General features: G+C 64.1%; 14 protein-coding genes and 1 pseudogene. 5 read left to right on the forward strand and 10 right to left on the reverse strand.

The window, feature by feature from the left end:
• Window positions 1-307 (forward strand): annotated as a pseudogene (locus FQP90_RS23705) (hypothetical protein); the annotation flags it as partial.
• A gap of 56 nt (window positions 308-363) precedes the next feature.
• Here FQP90_RS23705 and FQP90_RS21870 read toward each other — a convergent pair.
• The 9 genes from FQP90_RS21870 to FQP90_RS21910 form a co-directional block, all read right to left on the reverse strand.
• Window positions 364-1,248 carry an FAD-dependent oxidoreductase gene (locus FQP90_RS21870; RefSeq protein ID WP_144653173.1) on the reverse strand — a complete coding sequence of 295 codons (885 nt, stop codon included), beginning with the start codon at window positions 1,246-1,248 and terminating at the stop codon, window positions 364-366.
• A gap of 172 nt (window positions 1,249-1,420) precedes the next feature.
• Entirely contained in the window at window positions 1,421-2,764 is a 1,344-nt protein-coding gene (locus FQP90_RS21875; protein WP_144653174.1) for a patatin-like phospholipase family protein, read from the reverse strand.
• The gene (locus FQP90_RS21880; protein WP_244296934.1) at window positions 2,761-3,255 is read right to left on the reverse strand and encodes a hypothetical protein; all 495 of its coding nucleotides are present in this window, start codon (window positions 3,253-3,255) and stop codon (window positions 2,761-2,763) included. Before FQP90_RS21880 ends, FQP90_RS21875 begins: the two co-directional genes overlap by 4 nt.
• The gene (locus FQP90_RS21885) at window positions 3,252-3,734 is read right to left on the reverse strand and encodes a DUF1772 domain-containing protein (RefSeq protein ID WP_144653175.1); all 483 of its coding nucleotides are present in this window, start codon (window positions 3,732-3,734) and stop codon (window positions 3,252-3,254) included. The genes FQP90_RS21880 and FQP90_RS21885 overlap by 4 nt, the downstream gene beginning before the upstream one ends.
• Window positions 3,731-4,705 carry an acetoacetate decarboxylase family protein gene (locus FQP90_RS21890; RefSeq protein ID WP_144653176.1) on the reverse strand — a complete coding sequence of 325 codons (975 nt, stop codon included), beginning with the start codon at window positions 4,703-4,705 and terminating at the stop codon, window positions 3,731-3,733. The genes FQP90_RS21885 and FQP90_RS21890 overlap by 4 nt, the downstream gene beginning before the upstream one ends.
• Window positions 4,702-5,775 (reverse strand): alpha/beta hydrolase, encoded by a 1,074-nt coding sequence (locus FQP90_RS21895; protein ID WP_144653177.1) that lies wholly within the window; start codon window positions 5,773-5,775, stop codon window positions 4,702-4,704. The genes FQP90_RS21890 and FQP90_RS21895 overlap by 4 nt, the downstream gene beginning before the upstream one ends.
• The gene (locus tag FQP90_RS21900) at window positions 5,772-7,718 is read right to left on the reverse strand and encodes a hypothetical protein (RefSeq protein ID WP_144653178.1); all 1,947 of its coding nucleotides are present in this window, start codon (window positions 7,716-7,718) and stop codon (window positions 5,772-5,774) included. Before FQP90_RS21900 ends, FQP90_RS21895 begins: the two co-directional genes overlap by 4 nt.
• Window positions 7,715-10,390: a GMC oxidoreductase gene (locus FQP90_RS21905; protein ID WP_144653179.1), complete on the reverse strand. Its 2,676-nt coding sequence runs from the start codon at window positions 10,388-10,390 to the stop codon at window positions 7,715-7,717. Before FQP90_RS21905 ends, FQP90_RS21900 begins: the two co-directional genes overlap by 4 nt.
• A gap of 144 nt (window positions 10,391-10,534) precedes the next feature.
• Window positions 10,535-10,972, reverse strand: a complete 438-nt coding sequence (locus FQP90_RS21910; RefSeq protein WP_144653180.1) for a hypothetical protein — start codon at window positions 10,970-10,972, stop codon at window positions 10,535-10,537.
• Window positions 10,973-11,148: 176 nt separating this feature from the next.
• On the opposite strand from FQP90_RS21910, the gene FQP90_RS21915 reads away from it, so the two are divergent.
• A complete protein-coding gene (locus tag FQP90_RS21915; protein WP_144653181.1) occupies window positions 11,149-11,745 on the forward strand; it encodes a dihydrofolate reductase family protein in 597 nt (198 codons plus the stop codon).
• Between the two features lie 204 nt (window positions 11,746-11,949).
• Window positions 11,950-12,381: a LexA family protein gene (locus FQP90_RS21920; RefSeq protein ID WP_144653182.1), complete on the forward strand. Its 432-nt coding sequence runs from the start codon at window positions 11,950-11,952 to the stop codon at window positions 12,379-12,381.
• Here the strand turns inward: FQP90_RS21920 and FQP90_RS21925 are convergent.
• Window positions 12,378-13,388: a LacI family DNA-binding transcriptional regulator gene (locus FQP90_RS21925; protein ID WP_144653183.1), complete on the reverse strand. Its 1,011-nt coding sequence runs from the start codon at window positions 13,386-13,388 to the stop codon at window positions 12,378-12,380. The genes FQP90_RS21920 and FQP90_RS21925 overlap by 4 nt on opposite strands.
• Window positions 13,389-13,524: 136 nt before the next feature.
• Here FQP90_RS21925 and FQP90_RS21930 point away from each other — a divergent pair, with 136 nt between their 5' ends.
• Entirely contained in the window at window positions 13,525-14,991 is a 1,467-nt protein-coding gene (locus FQP90_RS21930) for a sugar porter family MFS transporter (RefSeq protein WP_144653184.1), read from the forward strand.
• Between the two features lie 179 nt (window positions 14,992-15,170).
• On the forward strand, window positions 15,171-16,469 hold the full coding sequence (locus FQP90_RS21935) for a Y-family DNA polymerase (protein WP_144653208.1): 1,299 nt from the start codon (window positions 15,171-15,173) through the stop codon (window positions 16,467-16,469).
• Window positions 16,470-16,471 lie beyond the last annotated feature (2 nt).

The raw sequence follows: 16,471 nt of genomic DNA on the forward strand, positions 1-16,471 counted from the left end.
CACCCTGAGCAACGGCGCCGGGCTCTGCGAAGCCTGCAACCACACCAAAGAAACCCCCGGCTGGAGAAGCAAAACCATCCCAGCAGACACACCGGGCACCCACACCCTCGAAATCACCACACCCACCGGCCACAGCTACCGGTCAAAAGCACCACCCCTGCCGGGGCACCTACGGTCAGGAGAACCATCAACGGCGACCGCTGGCGCCGCTGGCGGCGTCAAGGCGACACCATCACGAGGCTCGACACCATCACGAGGTTCGACACCGTCCCGAGACGCACGACGACGGCTGCGCCACCGTGCTTAGGCGCTCAAATACACTCGTCGCGCACGGGTTCCTGCTGACTCACTGCCAAGCTGCAGCTAAGCCGCCATGGGTACCTGCTGGTCCCTGTTCGTCGCCCCCAGCAGCATGCCCGAAGCACACAGCATTGCGGAGGACTCCGCGGAGAGGAGCAGGCCCAACCGGAGTCCGTCGCAGGAGGCGGCATCGCCAATGGCCCAGATCCCAGGAACGGAAGTGGCAAGGTCGCGCCCGACGGCGATGCCGCCATCGGGAGCTGTCAAGAGTCCGGCGCTCTCAGCAAGGTCGTTGCGCGCGGCGCGTTCCTCGGCGATGACCACGAGGTCGCCGTTCATGCTGCTGCCATCCTCGAACAGGATGCCGGTGGCGGGCAGCGAGGAAGCGGGCATCCCGGCGGTGGCAGCGAAAGGAATCACTGCGGCGGGGCGGAGGGTGGTTCGGACGGGGCGTACTCCACGGGCGCGGAGTACGGCTTCTGCCTGGCCGGCCGCGGGTCCGTTGCCCACGAGGATTCCCAGCGGCCGCCGGCCCACCAGCCGGGTGACGTCCTTGACTGCTTCACCGATGTTCGCGGCGTCGTCGATGGTGGAGTAGCTCAGGCTGGATTCAGCGCCGGCTACCGGGGGCAGGACGGGAGCCGAACCCGTTGCGATGACCAACTGATCGTAGGAGAACTCCATGCCGTCAACGGTGGTGACGATTTTGGTGTCGGCATCGATGAAGCTGGCTGCCTGGCCGAAGCGGACGGAGACCTGGGGGAGTTCTGCAAGTTCCAGGAGCGCCTCCGGGCAGTCGTCCCGGTTGCTGAGCACGGTGATGTTTCCATCGAAGGGCCGTTGCCGCGAGCCGGACGTGCCAGCCAGCCGCCGAACCAAAGCCTGAGCCGCGGGACCTGCGCCTGCGATGACGATGTGGAAGGAAGCTGCGGACGGGGTGGCGGACATGGTGGGCCCTTTCGCTGATGACCTGTTTGGTGCTGTTGATCATTAGCGTAGGGGGCCGGTTTTTCGCGGGTGTTTCCCCGCTGTTGCCATCTTTGGCTGTTTCGTAGCGTGGTGTTTACCCGCCGGTAATAACGTGCGTCACACTGTGGTGGACCAACAGCCGGCCGGGGATTCAGTAACGGCGCAGGAGTTCGCGGAACCCGTTTCCAGCGAAGCCCGCCACCGCCGCTGCCCTGTCCACGAAACCGTGGGCGCCCACCGGCTCAATGGAAGCCAAGAGTCCGGCGGCGTCCGCCAGGCTCATAGTGAGTTCCGCAGACAAATCACCGGCCTTCAGCAGTGCAATCCTTGAGTCCGCCCAGGCATCCGGACCGGGGTCGTCCCGCAAGGTGCGCGTCACCGTCAGGTCCTGCCACCCGCCGTCGAGCTTGATCCTGGCACGGTACGCGACGTCGTCACCGTTGGCCTCCACCTGGCCGTTCGCCAGGAACACCCGGCCGAAGCGCGGGTGTTCAAGGTAGCCGGTGACCTGCGGCAGTTCAGGACCGGGTACGGAAGGCATCACGACGGCGGCCCGGAACCGCAGGGGTTCACCGTCCACGACGCCGGTCAGGACGTCGGTGAAACGAACTCCGGGAGCGGGCTCTGTCATGGCGGTGCAGCCGGAATCCTTGGCGACCCCGGCCGGAGTCATTGATTCCAGATACGCGCGGGCATCGCGGTAGCCCATGCCAATCAGCGTGTCGGCGTCGATCCTTCCCAGGTAGAACTCCGGATCCAAAGGAAGCGGATGCTCGGGCCGGACCACGTGCAACACAAACTCACGCCCAGCAGCGGCGGCTGCCTCGAAGTCCGCCAACAACGCACCCATGGCACTCATCTCGATCATGTGCACGTACTGCTCAAGCGGTCCGTCCCCCCAGTAAGGGGAATTGCCGATGCACCAGATCAGCCACACTTCATCGGCACCGCGGCGCAGGGCTTCGGCAACGTTGGCGTCGCGTACCCAGACGGCGTCCGTCCAGATCTTTCCGTGGCGGCGCAGTGGCGTGAGGAAAATAGGCAACGACATACCAGCGGCCATCAACTCAGCGTCGATGCCGGTGGCGTCTATGGCGTGGCACTGCTTGCCGATGAACTCCACCACGTTGAAGGAGCCTTCGACGGCGTCAGGTTCCGCCGCGTGCGCACGGATGGTGGCGTCGTCAATTCCCAAGGTGGGAAAGACTTTGGCGAGGATGCCGTCGGCATCGCCCACCGCGGGGAGTGCCCACGGGCCCTTGACGTAGTCGCCAAGGGGCAGGGCCGATCCGAAGTCCTTGACGTTCACGCCTGACCAGCGCGTGCACATCTCCTCCGGTGATACCCCGGAAAGCAGCATCCCGGCCGTGAGGATGCCGCCAGACGTGCCATCGACGTGGTGAAATTCCAGGCCTTCCTCGGCGAGCGCTTTCATCACACCGGCCTGCCACGCCACGCGCATTCCACCGCCGGCCAGGACCAGGGACCGTTTCACGGCGTGTTTCCTGTGGCCAGCCCGGTGCTGACTGGCTCCGAGCTGATCCGACGCCAGTAGATGAACAGGAGCACCGCCGTCGCGAGGTCAAAGAAGGCGACCAGCAACGCCAGGGGTGAGAAGACGCCGTTGAGGACCCCTATCCCTACTGCCCCGAACGCCCCTGTTTTCTGTACCCCGGACCACAGCACTACTTCGGGGGAGGGCACGGCGTTGAGGAGGGTGTGGAGGAGCAGTCCGCCTACCACCACCATGAACATGCCCACAGTGCCGAAGAGTTGGCGGGTTTCGGGGGTTGGTTCGGCGCCGAGGAGCTGGAGGATCGGGCCGCCGAAAGGGACCTGTACGGCACCGGTGAGGACGGTGATGATGGCGATAACGGCGAGGACGGCCCGGAGGGGGTCGGCGAGGGCCCACGCCACGGTTCCGGGAGGGTGTGTTTTCCGTGAGCGTGCTGGATGACCCGGTTGGGCTGGCTGCTGGGCGGTCATGCGAAGGACTCCAAGAGGCGCCCGCGGTCCACCAGTAGCCACACCATGGCTGCCCAGGTCAGGGTGGAGACGTAGAAGCGGATGTCGTTGAGCATCATCCATCGCTTCAGCAGGGAACGGAGTTCGGTGTCGTCGGCGAAGTCACCGCCACGGATCCGGACGTTGATGGGGATGATGATGCCTTGGCCCACCCAGGTGAGCACGATGATTCCCACCAGGCAGATGATGGCGGGGATGACTCGGACGGTGCCCCATTCGGACCACACCAGAATGCCGCCGGAGATAAACATGATGGGCACCACGATGGTGAAGAATTTGGTGGCCGCCCGGGTGGGGATGCCGAAGTGCATGTCCACGTTGTCGCGCGCCAAGGATTCCCAAGTGGGGTAGAGGAAGAACTTGAGGACCCACATGGTGCCCACGTACATGGTGGCACCGAACAGGAAATAGAGGGCGTTGATCAGGAGCAGCCAGTTCATTGGGCACCCCCGGAAGCGTGGCCAGTGGCTGTGGCGGCCCCCGGCACGCGGCTACGGTCCGGTGGGGCGAGCCATTCCTGCCCCTGCCCCAGACTGACGACGCTGTCCAGCATGTCCCCGCCCCTGAGGGCCCCGGCCTCGGCTTCCGACGGAGCCGTGAGGAACCAGGCCTCGTAGTGGTCGTCCAGCACGCCGTGCGCCTGTGGCAGCCAGGCAGTGAACACCGGTTTGTCTTCGACCTGCAGTTTCTTCAAAGGTTCGACGCCGGGTGCGTCACCCAGGATGAGGCGAGCCTTCGCCTGTGCTCCGAGGGCGATGTCCCCGGTGGCTTCGAAGTAAATGTCCGATTTCCAGAGCATGTTCCGGAAGACGCAGTAGTTGGACGCGGCGAGCTTGAGGGGGAGCGCGAGGGGTTCCGGCCGTTCGATTTCGATGTAGCAGCCCAGCTCACCGTCCTTGTCGTATTGCGCGGACACTGTGGAGTCCGTAACCACGAAGTCGAGGTTGGCTTGGTGTTTGGGCATGCCCCAGATGCCCTTGCCGCCTTTGACGGAGATTTCCGAACTGACGGGCAGGTCCACCACGAACTGGCCGAGTTTGAAGGTCTTCTGGAATATCAGCGGCAGGATGGGTGGGGCTGGCCTGCTGCCGTGGGTGATGGCGATGGCCAGGGAGTATTCGATGTACTTGCCAATGTCCGTGGATTTGTAGTTGACCACCGTGACCACCAGCAGTCCCTTGCCGCCCAAGCTGAACGGCCGCATCTCGGATCCGGGCAATGCCGCCGCAGCGGCGCGTTTGTTGATGGGGAAAGCGGCCATCAGTACAGGGGAATCGTCGGAATTGACGGGCATTACGTACTTGATCCCGTCCGCCAGCGCATGCTGCCCGCGGAGCCGTTCCTGTCTCCGCGGAACCGGCGAGGGGATGAGCTTGAGTAGGGGGGTGACCAGCTCGGTGAGGGTTTTCATGAGTGCAGCTCCTGGTCGGTGGCGGTTTTTTGGGTTCCGTTGAGCTCCTGCACAATGACCGGGAAGGTGTCCTGCCACGCGTGGTCGCCAAAGAAGACGTCCAGGTGGCCGTAACCGGGAATGAGGTGCAGCGAGTCTTTGCCGGGGCGGTGTTGCTGGAAGAACTCGTAGGTTCGTTGCTGGCTTTCGGGAAGGAAACACCGGTTGTCGAGGCCGGCGATAAAGGCGAACCGGGCATCGGTCTGCGGAGCATCGGCTACAAAGTTGTCCGGTAGTTCCGGATGGTCGCCGGCGGCCACCATGTGTCCGGCTTTGATGCTGCGGCCCATCTCCTCGAAGAACGTCACCGGCACCTCCGCGAACTCGCCGCTGAGCCATTGGTGAGTGGCGTCGTCGAGGTTTTCGTGGGACCACAGGGCCGGCCGACCGCTGCCATAGGTGAAACTGACCATTTTGCAGACGGTGTTGTCGCACTCGTGGTGGGTGGCTTTCACCAGCCCTCGGATGGCACGGGTGAAGTAGCCCTGCGACTTGTAGCCCCACGAGGGCGACAGGTAGGGGGTGAAGGCTTTCACCACGGGTGTCAGGTAGTCGATTTTGAGGCGTGAGAACGCGGGCACCACCGGGTGCAGGGACACCGCGTTGGACACGATGGTGTCCACTTGGGGAAGCAGTCCGGCGACGGCGGACATGGTGAACGACGTGGATCCCTGGCAGTGGATCACGGCTTTCATGGTCTCCGCGTCCGTAGCGTTCAGGACGTGTTCGACGGCGGCGGGATGGTCGTACACGGCGGCGTCCGCGAGCGTCCAGGACAGGGGATCGAGGTCGATGGAGGCGCGCCAGTTCAGCATCCACACGTCCCACCCGTCCTCCAGGAGGACATCGACGATCGTGGTCCGGACGGGGGGCCGGAACAGCTCAGCCCTGACGCCGGAGCCATGGACCAGTATCACCGGTCCTTTGGTGGGCTCCAGGGGTGACGTGACGTGGACCAGGCTCAGTGGTGTGTTGTCCCGGGCACGGATCGGGATGACCTCGGTCCGGTGCTCGGCACGGGTGATGATCATGGTGTGGTGCCTTTCCGTGCGATGGTGATGGGTTCTTCAAGCAGCCGCATGGCGGGCAGGCCGGCTTCCGGAACCAGCCGCGCGCCGTCGTCGTTCTTCGCCAGCCGCCAGTCGCGGCAGACCGTGTCCACCATCAGCGGGTACACCGTGAGGTCGCCGTCGGAGCCGAGGTGCATGCGGAGGAAGCCCTTGTGGTCCTCGATGGCTTGCCCGGACATTTTCCACGACGACACCTCGCCCGTGGGCGTAGCCAGGATGAACAGGGCAAAAGCCTCACTGCCAAGCGCCCACCCGCCCAGATACACCAGCGCAAGCGCCAGGAGCAGGACCACGACGCCGGGCCAGCCGTCCGGCCAGGGAACCAGAATCACGACGGCGGCACTCACCGCGAGCGCGGACAGTTGGTAGAGCAGGCCGCGCATGAACACGACGAGTCCTGCCGTGGCCAGCCCGAGAACCCGGGTGATGATCGCCAGCAGGGCGAGCAGAACGGGCATGGCGAGGAGCAGGGCGCCCAGGAGCAAGAGGGTATTCCCTGTCCGCACGCTGCGCAGGCTGTCCACGAACGGCTCCCCGCGGAAGGCACTGGAGACCGTCCACAGAGTGAGGGCCGCGATGACGTGCACGACGCCGAGCGATACCCCTATCCCAGGGTTGCGCACAGGCAACCAATACTGCGAGAAGGGGTTGGCCAGCTGGGGGCCGAGCAGCCGGGAGTCACTTTGGCCGGGGAACGTGGTGGGCATGCGGGTGATGTGCCGGGCTGTGTCGGTGGGCTTTTTGTGGTTGCTCGAGGTAGCCCCCGGAGCTGCGGCGTGGGCGGGAAGGGTGATGTCTTTCGGGAGCCAGTGCGTTTCCGACAGGTAGGCGCCGCCCAGTCCGCAGGTGATCAGCTGGGTGCTGCCCGGACTGGGTGCTGCCTGCGGTTGCTGGCCTGGCTGGCTTGGCTGCGAGTACCGGGAGTAGTGGTGGAGGTCGCCGGTGAGCCAGAGTCGGACGGTGGCGCCGGTGTCTTCGAACAGCTGCGTGTGGGGGTCGAAGCGACGGCGGAGGTAGTCCTGCTCGAAGAAGTTGACCTGGCTGAATTCCTTGCTGCCCTTGACCCAGAAGGGAGCGGCGACGCAGAGGATGATCGCGTCGCCGGGCTGTAGCAGCAAGGTGACGTTCCGGTAGAAGTAGTCCAGTTGTGGCTCGTCGATGTATTGGCCCAGTTGGCTGTCGAGGCCTACCAGCCACCAGCCGGGCGTGCCTGTCCGGCCGTTCCCCGGCGACTGGCCCGTCAGCCGTACGGCGAAGTAGCTGCGCGTCTGGATGGTCCGCCACCCCCCGATGCTCCGTTGCCGCGTGAACATCCGGATGAACGAGGTCAGTCCGTCGTACCAGTCGTGGTTGCCGGGGAGGGCCAGCATGATGGGTTGTTCGTCGGGGCGCAGCGAACGCGCCGGCAACGCCATCCGGTACGGACCCGCCATCCGATCCTCGTACGCAGCCGGAGAGGCTACCGGGTAGACCTCGTCGCCTCCGAGGACCAGTACCTTGCCACGGGGGAGTCTGTGTCCTTCAACGGTGAGCGACTCCTCAGCCAGCAACGAGGCCATAGTGTAGGTGGCGTCAAAGCCGTCGCCGAGGTCAGCCGTGAAATCGAGCCACAACTCGGTGGGAGTTACAGGGGCGTGCCCCTCCAGTTCTCCGGGACGTGGAAGACCGCGGCTGCTCACCACCGGTTGCGCCGGTTGGCCCGGGACAGGCAGCTTGTCCAGACTCAGGGGATCCGAAGGGAAGCTGCCCTCCAGCTCACGCTTGTCACCAAAATCGGCGAACACGGTGGCTGCCATCACCTTCAACGCCGTCCTGGCCAACGACCTCGGTGAGAGCCAGCGGACCGCCGCCTGGGGAGTGAAACCCAGGACAGCGTGGTGTTCCGCGAGCTCCCGGGTTTTCATCGCTTCGGCTTGAGCGGGAACGGGACGCGCTTGAGGGCCCGTCCGTAAACCTGCCACAGCTCGCCCCCGAACAGTCTGCCGAAGGTCACCAGACCCGCTGCAGGGGCGGGTCCTTCTGCGCGGAACGTGGTTAGCTGCTTGGCGAAGTCGAGCGGCCGGATGTGGAGGATCCCGGCGCCGACTACCCCGTCCTGCTGTTGTGTCTGCGCTGAATCGGGCGTTGAATCGGCCGTTGCAAGGGCCTTTTCCGGGGGCGGCACGTGTCCCCGCAGGATGGTCGCGTACAGTGTGGTGGTGTCCGGCCACAGGTCAAAGCCGGCCTCGTTGTGGATGAGCTTGTGGCCCGTGAACGTGAACGGCGTCCCGCCCGGGTCCCGCAGCCACAAGCGGTACAGCATGCGCCTTGCCGGCCTGCCGTCGCTGGAGGTATCCGTGACGAACAGGTTGAACCATCCCCGTTCCACCGGCATCCGTCCTCCGAAGTAATCCGCCAGCACGTAGCCTTCCGCCGTGGCAGGGTGGCTCGGATCCGCGGCAAAAGCGTCGATGTCCTCCGCAGTGATGGTCAGCTCGAACATGACCTTCCGCGACCGGTCCCGGCCCAGGCTGCGCCCTTTCTCCGGGTCGGTGACGCCAGGACTGAACCAACCGTGCATCTGCTCGGTGAAGCGAACCGAGGTGGGGTCCTTCGTTGCTATGGCCGGCATCCCCAGACCTCGGCCGCGCTGCGTCGGTGCATCAACCACGGCGCTCGCAGGCTGCTCCTCCTGCGCGCCCTTACCTTTGGTCGCGTCCGGCGCCAGGGCGCGCGGAGCTGATGCACCGACGTCGACGACGGCGCCAGCAGCCTCCTGCTCAACTGTCACCGCATCGCGGGGACTGATTCCCCTGGTGCTGATTCCCTCGGGGCTGGCGTGGTGGGCCTCCTCCAGAATGTGCGCGCAGGTGCGCTCCGCAAACGCTGCAATGGTCAGGGACGGGTTGGCGCCAACCGGCCCGGGCATCGCGGCGCCGTCGACCACGAACAGGCCGGGATAGCCGAAGACCTCGCCGTAGGAATCGCAGACCGCCTCGCCAGGATGTCGCCCGGAGGGCGCGCCGCCGATGGGATGGACCGTGATGACACGCTTTGCCCACCACAGCGGATTGTCGATGAAGTCGCCGTCCAGGTCCTTGGAGATCGACTCCATCGTTTCGCGGACGCGGCCGAAGTACTCCTTGGACGTGGCCATGGTCCAGGCGATGGCGAGCCTGCCGTCGCGTAGGGTCATGACGCCGTCGGGAATGTCCCGGCCCATCCCGAGCAATGGGACGGAACTGGAAGACAAGCGGCCGTCGCCCAAGGCAGCGGCGAGGTCGGCGGAGACGTTGGACCGGCCGGCGTCGAACAGCCTGTCCTTGAAAAGCTGCCCTGCCACCTTGGCAGTGCGCTTGATGGTGGTTCCCAGCTGGGCCGTTTCGATGAGCCAGTTCATGAAGGCCGGATACCCGGCGTCCTCTACGTAGTAGCCTCGACCATCGCCGTCGTCGTCGTTCGAATCCGGAACCCTGATGGCAGTGGTGATCACCGGCCCCTTACTCCCGGCGAGGGTGCGCACGCCCGGCCGCGAGCCGTTGGCCGGGGGAGTCTTGGCGCCCATGATGAACGTCAGGAGGTCGCCGTTGCCGCTGAAGCGGGTTCCCAGGGCGTCGCTGAGCGCGGGAAGGGAACCACGGTTGCGGAGCAGGAGGAAGTTGGTGCCGAACGTGCCCGCACCGAGGATGAGCCTGCGGCAATGGATGATGCGTTCGGTGAGGAGCTCGCCTTGCAGGTCAGGATGGTGGACCACGTAGCGGACTTCGTAGCCTCCGCCGTCCAGTGGCCGGAGGCCGCGGACATCGTGGAAGGTTCGGACATCCGCACCCTTGAACGCCGCCGCGGACACGTAGTTATGGTCCAGGGTGTTTTTGGCGCCTGCGTTGCAGCCGATGTCGCATTCGCCGCTGAGCGTGCACGTGGTCCTGACCGTGGTGGGGCCATGGATGCTGCCGTAACTGGGCAACGGGAGCGCCTGGTTGGTACGCGGTTCTGTGTTTGGCGTGGCCGAGAACGTCACGGCGATGGGCGGCCGGGTGATGGAGAGCCCAAGGTTGGCGGCGGATTTCTCCATGGCCATGGTCTTGGCCGTGTCCTTGTACGGGTACGGAACCGGTTGGAGCATGGCCTCGGCGGCGTCGTAGTAGGGGTCCAGGTCCGCGCGGGTGAACGGCCAGTTCTCGTAGCCACCGCCGGGAATGGGTGACTCGTTGACGAACCACTTCTCGTCCTTGCGCAGCAGCACGTTGGCGTAGATCAGCGAGCCGCCGCCGAGGCCGCTGGAAACGAGGCCTTCGGTGCCGCGGAAGGTCCATGCGTCGAAGAGCCCGTACAAACCGCGGTCCGGGTCCCAAAAGTTTCTGCCCATCTCCGACGGGGTACGCGCGAAACTGCCGGGCGGGTACGGCTTGCCGCGCTCCATCAGGACCACGGACTGGCCGGCCTCTGCCAGGCGAAGGGCCGCTACCGAACCGCCGAAGCCGGAACCCACCACCACAGCATCAACCTTTTCGATGCCGGTCGAGCTGCGGCGTGGCGGATCAGAAGCGGGTTCAAAACCTGCATCCCCACTGTTCCCGGTCCCCAGACGACCCATGGCCGTTCCTCTCAGAGGAGAGCTGACAACATAGCTGCTGCAGAGGGTACCGGGCTTGGCCGGGCGATGCCTCCGCGGACTATGGGCCTTATGTTCCCACCGGGCAGGGGATCTGTAAATGAGGTGGGGTAAGCACCCGCAGTCTCAGGGCGCGCTGATCCGGGTGTACACCATGTCAAAGTCGTGTTCCAAGGGGCCGCCAGGGTAGGTTCCCCGTTCCAGCCGGGCGTTGATGGTGTTGCCGTCGGCGCTGAAACGGCCAACGAAGCGCTGGGGCCAGTCCGGTCCGTCCCGGAACAGGGTCCACTCGTTGTCCTTGAGCGTCATGTCGTAGATCCGTGCGACGCCGCGGGAATCGAAATAATGCTGCTGGAAAGCACCGTCCGAGCCGGTGGCGCCGATGATGCTCACCGCGTTGGGGTACTCCGGCCGTTGGACAGTGGAACGCTGGATGAGGAAGCCTCCGTTTTCCAGCCATTCGAAGGTGGTCCGGCCGGGGGCTTCCAATCCCGGGATGGACGTTTCCCACTCGCCGATGAGGATGTTCAGTTGCTCCAACGTGGGTTTTGGATCCCGTGCCATGGCCGCCCTCTCTTCGCGGATGTGAACAGGTTCAGCGTAGGACTCGTCCTATCCCGCGCATAGGGCCGAAGCGTTGCGGATGTGGTGCTCGACCCCGGCGATTGAACCTTCGGCGATTGAACCTTCCCAAGCAATGGTTCCTATGCGGCCAGGGACGACGGTGGCAGGATGGGCGCATGAGCCAAGTCACCTGCGATCTGACGGTTTCCCTGGACGGGTTCGTTGCCGGTCCCAACCAGTCCCTCGAGCAGCCGCTGGGCGAGCGCGGCGAAAGCTTGCACCGCTGGCAGTTCGAGGAACGGGAAACCAACGCCGCAGAGATCGAAGGGATCCTCGCCGCAGGTGCGTTCATCATGGGCCGGAACATGTTCGCGGGCCCTGGCCCCGGCCCTTGGGATGCCGATTGGCGTGGATGGTGGGGAGAAGAACCGCCCTATCACGCACCGGTTTACGTCCTCACTCATCACGAACGTGAGCCGCTGGAGATGCAGGGCGGCACAACTTTCCATTTCGTCACGGACGGAGTCGAAGCTGCACTGGACCGCGCACGGGATTCCGCCGGCGGCAAAGATGTTGCCATCGCAGGTGGAGCGCAGACGGCGCGCCAATTTCTCGCGGCGGGGCTGATCGACGAGCTGCGGCTTCACATCTCACCCATGATTCTCGGTGGCGGTGAGCGGCTGCTGGACGGCGTGGGGGACGTGACGCTTGAGCCTGTGGAAGTGAGTGGCACCGGGCTGGTCACCCACGTGCGGTACCGCGTCCTTCGCTGAGCGGAGCCGCGCAGCAGAGCCACTCCATAGCCTTCCGGTCACGGGGTGCTGCGGCGTTTGATAGCACAGGTGCTGGCCATCGCAGGCCTCGCTGTTCGGAAAGGCATGAACACCTCTTCGAAACCCAGGTACACGTCGCGGCAACAATGTCCGTCATTCGCTGTACACTCAAGTATCGAACATATATTCGAATAAAGGTGTGTTGTGGGCGTGATAGTCGGCCCCCGCGTGATAGATGCGGGCTTTTCCTTGATGTCGGTACTGCTGGCTCCCATTCCGGTGTCGGCGGGGTACCCGTCGCCCGCCCAGGATTATTTTGACGGCAGGATCGACCTCAATGAGCACTTGATCAAGGATGTGACCAGCACTTTCGTGGTGAGGGTGACGGGGCAATCGATGGAAGGCGCGGGTATCAGCGACGGCGACGAGTTGATCGTCAACCGGGCGCTGGAGCCCAAGGATGGATCCGTCGTCGTGGCCGTCCTTGATGGCGAGCTGACCATCAAAAGGCTCCGCGTCACACCCTCAGGGGTCATCCTTCAGGCGGAGAATCCAAAGTATCCGGACATTCGGGTGCCAGCCTTGTCCGAGCTGACCATCTGGGGCGTTGCCACCACGTGCCTCCATCACATCTAGGGTGCCGGCGGCGCTGTCGAGTCGCGGACTACCAATTCCGGTGTGAGCCTTTTGTCTGCGACAGGTGCTTCGGGATCATTGAGCCGCTCCAACGCTATTGTTCCCGCTGCTTGGCCCAGGGCGATGGCATGGAGGTCCACGGATGTGAGGTCGATGCCGTGCAGTTTTGCGGTCCTGGAATTGTCATAGCCCACCAGGGACAGGTCGCCCGGGATGGCCAGGCCGAGGCCGTAGGCGGCCTCCCGGGCGCCCAGTGCCAGTTGGTCGTTGTGCGTGAAAATTGCCGTTGGACGCTCGGCCTGCGTCAGGAGAAGGGTCGCGGCCCGCTGCCCCGCCTCCTGCGTGAAGTCGTCGGCAGCCAGCGTTTGGGGCTTCAGTCCGGCGTCGCGCATGGTCTTTTCGTAACTCTGCCTGCGGGCTATGTGTCCGTCGTAAATCGGCCCGGCCAGGTGCGCCACCCGCCGGTGCCCCAGGCTGAGCAGGTGCTCGGTGGCGGCTCTCGCCCCGGCGACATCGTCCGAGTAGACGCTGTCCACGCCCGCCACCGGCCGGGTGACGCTCACCAGCGGCACGATCTGTGCCAGCTCAAGCACGCGCTCGTCCGGGTCCAGGAGGGTCGCGGCGATGATGATGCCCACTCGAGCCTCGATCAGGGACTCCAGTGCGCCTCCATCGACGCCGTCCACCGACCGGGAAACGCTGAGGATCAGGCGGTTGCCATCCTGGGGCAGTGCCATGCGGACGCCGCTGAGAATGTCGGCGTAGACCTCGTTACGGATGTCCATCAAGTACAGCCCGACGGCGGAGCGGTGCTTGCGTGCCAGGTCGGCGGCTACTGCGTTCGGCCGGTATCCCAGACGCCTGGCGGCCTCGAAGATTGCTTCCTTGGTTTCGCCGCTGACCCCGGGTGCTCCGCGGAAGGCGAAAGACACGAGGGTTCTGGAGACGCCCACCTCGCGGGCGACATCACTTTGTGTGGCGGGGCGGAGTCGGCGGTCGGGGGCCATGCCCTCCATCCTCCCATGGCGGAGACGGGCAAAATTTGCCATTTGTTAGTTTGACCTTACATTTAAGCCTTTCGCGCGTTAGTCTAAATTCAGAGCGGGTAATTATGACTCGCACCACACTGACAAAGGAGTCCTGATGTCTGCTACGCAAACGCAGCGGGAAGGCGCCCATGGCGTCGCTCTTCCTCCGCTGACCAACGGTCCCCACCGGAAGCGCCTGGGCCTCGTCGCCCTGGTTGCAACCTTCGGTGGCCTGCTGTTCGGCTACGACACTGGTGTCATCAACGGCGCCCTGCGGCCAATGACGGCCGACCTTGGCCTCACGCCGATAACGGAGGGCATCGTTACCAGCTCCTTGCTCTTCGGTGCCGCTGCCGGAGCGGTGGGCGGCGGTCGGCTTTCGGATTCCTGGGGCCGCCGGAAGACCATCATCCTGCTGGCCGTGTTGTTCCTTGCCGGAACCCTTGCCTGCGTCTTCGCGCCGAGCTTTGAAGTCATGGTTCTCGGGCGGGTCATTCTCGGCCTGGCTGTTGGCGGAGCCTCCACGGTGGTTCCCGTCTTCCTTGCCGAGTTGGCGCCCTACGAAATCCGCGGTTCCCTGGCGGGTCGCAACGAGCTTATGATCGTCATCGGCCAGCTCGCGGCGTTCGTGGTCAACGCCATCATCGGCAATCTCTGGGGAGAGTTCGGTGGCGTCTGGCGGATTATGCTCGCGGTCGCAGCGCTGCCCGCCATTGCCCTGTTCTTCGGTATGCTGCGGATGCCTGAATCGCCGCGCTGGCTCATTTCGAAGGGGCGCTGGGAAGAAGCGTTGGTGGTCCTGAAGACCATTCGCTCCGTTGAGCGCGCCGAGGCTGAGATGGCCGATGTAAAGCACCTTGCCGACGAGGAGCGAGCTTCCAAGGCGACATCCTGGGGTGCCCTTAAGGACAAGTGGATCCTGCGCATCATCCTGGTAGGCATTGGCTTGGGTGTGGCACAGCAGCTGACAGGCATCAACTCGATCATGTACTACGGCCAGTCGGTGCTGGTGGAAGCCGGCTTCGACTCAAATGCCGCCCTCATTGCCAACATCGCACCCGGCGTGATTGCGGTGGTTGGTGGCGTGATTGCCCTGACACTCATGCAGCGCGTCAATCGACGTACCACCCTGCTGCTGGGTTTCACTCTGACCACCGTCTGCCACTTCCTGATCGGTATCGCCTCGATTGTGCTTCCTGTTGGAAACGCTGCCCGTCCGTTCGTGATCCTCTTCCTGGTGGTGGCGTTCGTCGGGTCCATGCAAACGTTCTTGAACATCGCCGTCTGGGTCATGTTGTCAGAGATCTTCCCGCTGCACGTCCGCGGGTTCGCCATCGGCCTGTCCGTGTTCTGTCTCTGGATTGCCAATGCGCTGCTGGGCCTGTTCTTCCCCACGCTGGTGGCTGGAGTAGGCATTACAGGCACGTTCTTCCTTTTCGGCGTGGTGGGCATCCTGGCCCTCATCTTCATCTATACGCAGGTTCCTGAAACCCGCGGGCGCACCTTGGAGGCACTTGAAGAGGACGTCACCACCGGAGCCATTTACCTGGTGCATAAGAAAGACGCCAGCGTCGGTTCCTAGCCGCGCTGGACCTTGCACGGACATCCCGTCCTCCGGACTTTTCCACAGTCTGAAGGGCGGGATGTTTTCGTGTCGGTGGGTGGCAGTACAGTTGAATTATTCGAATATATCTTCGAATAGCTCGCGTGTCCTCCCGCGATTATGAGGCCACGCATGCTAGCGCCGCACCAAGGAGAATGATGTCCAAGCCAGCCCTCATGCACCGGATGCAGGAGATCGCCCACGTGGATATCAACTGCTTTTATGCCTCCGCGGAGCGGGCCTTCAATCCTGCCTTGGAAGGCAAGCCCCTGATCGTCCTCTCCAACAACGACGGCTGCGCTGTCACGAGGTCGCCCGAGGCAAAGCGGCTTGGAATCGGGTTGGGAGAACCTTGGTTCAAACTGGCTCCACGGGCCAAGGAATGGGGGCTCATTGCCCTCTCAAGCAACTACGAGCTTTACGGAGACATCAGCTCACGGGTCATGGAGTTGTTGCGGCGCTATTCGGCGTGGCAGGAGGTCTACTCCATCGACGAAGCCTTCCTGGGGGTCCAGGGCCAGCCGGAGGATTTGCTGGAGTTGGGACGGACCATCAAAGCTGCCTGTTTCAGGCACGTGGGAGTTCCGGTATGCGTCGGGATCGCACGCACCAAAACCCTCGCCAAGCTGGCCAATAGATGGGCCAAGCACAATCCCGCCTTCAACGGCGTGTGCCGCTGGGACTCGGTTCCTGAAGCCCAGCGGGAAGCCCTCATGGCCCGGCTGTCCGTCATCGAGATCTGGGGCGTGGCCACCAGGCTCACCAAGCGGCTGAACGCAATGGGAATCTTCTCGATCCTGGACCTGGTTCGGGCGGATCCCGTCGCCCTCCGGGACAAGTTCTCCATTGTCATGATGCGCACCGTCCTGGAGCTGCAGGGCACGCCTTGCATCCCCATGGAAGAGGAACGGATCGGACGGGACCAATTGATCTTCTCCCGCTCCTTTTCCACACCGATTACGACGGCGGCCCAGCTGCGGCAGGTACTCAGCGTCTACGGGCAGATGGCAAGTGCCAGGTTGGCCAAGCATGATCTCCAGGCAAAACTGCTGACAGCCTTTGCAGCGACGTCCGTCTACAACCCGAACGATAAATCCTTCCCCACAGTGAACGTCATATTGCCCATGCCCACCTCGGATCCGGTGTTGCTGACCCGGGCCGCGCACGCGCTGGTACCCAGAATCCAGGAAGGTGTGCGCTACGCCAAAGCCGGGATTATGGTCACCGACCTCCGTCCCAGCGGCAACCAGAAACCCTTGGAAATCTTCGAGAACCGGCACGAGGAACGGGGCATTGGCACCCTGCTGGAGAGCGTCAGCAAGCGGTACGGCCGTGGCTCCATCGGACTGGGGCATGCCGGAATCAAGGGCGGACCGGACTGGTCCATGAAACGCGACATGCTCAGCCCCCGCTACACCACCAACTGGGACGAACTTCCCTTGGTGAAGGCGGCGTAGCG

Origin of the sequence: Paenarthrobacter nitroguajacolicus, assembly GCF_007786235.1 — a bacterium.
GTDB lineage: Bacteria > Actinomycetota > Actinomycetes > Actinomycetales > Micrococcaceae > Arthrobacter > Arthrobacter nitroguajacolicus_A.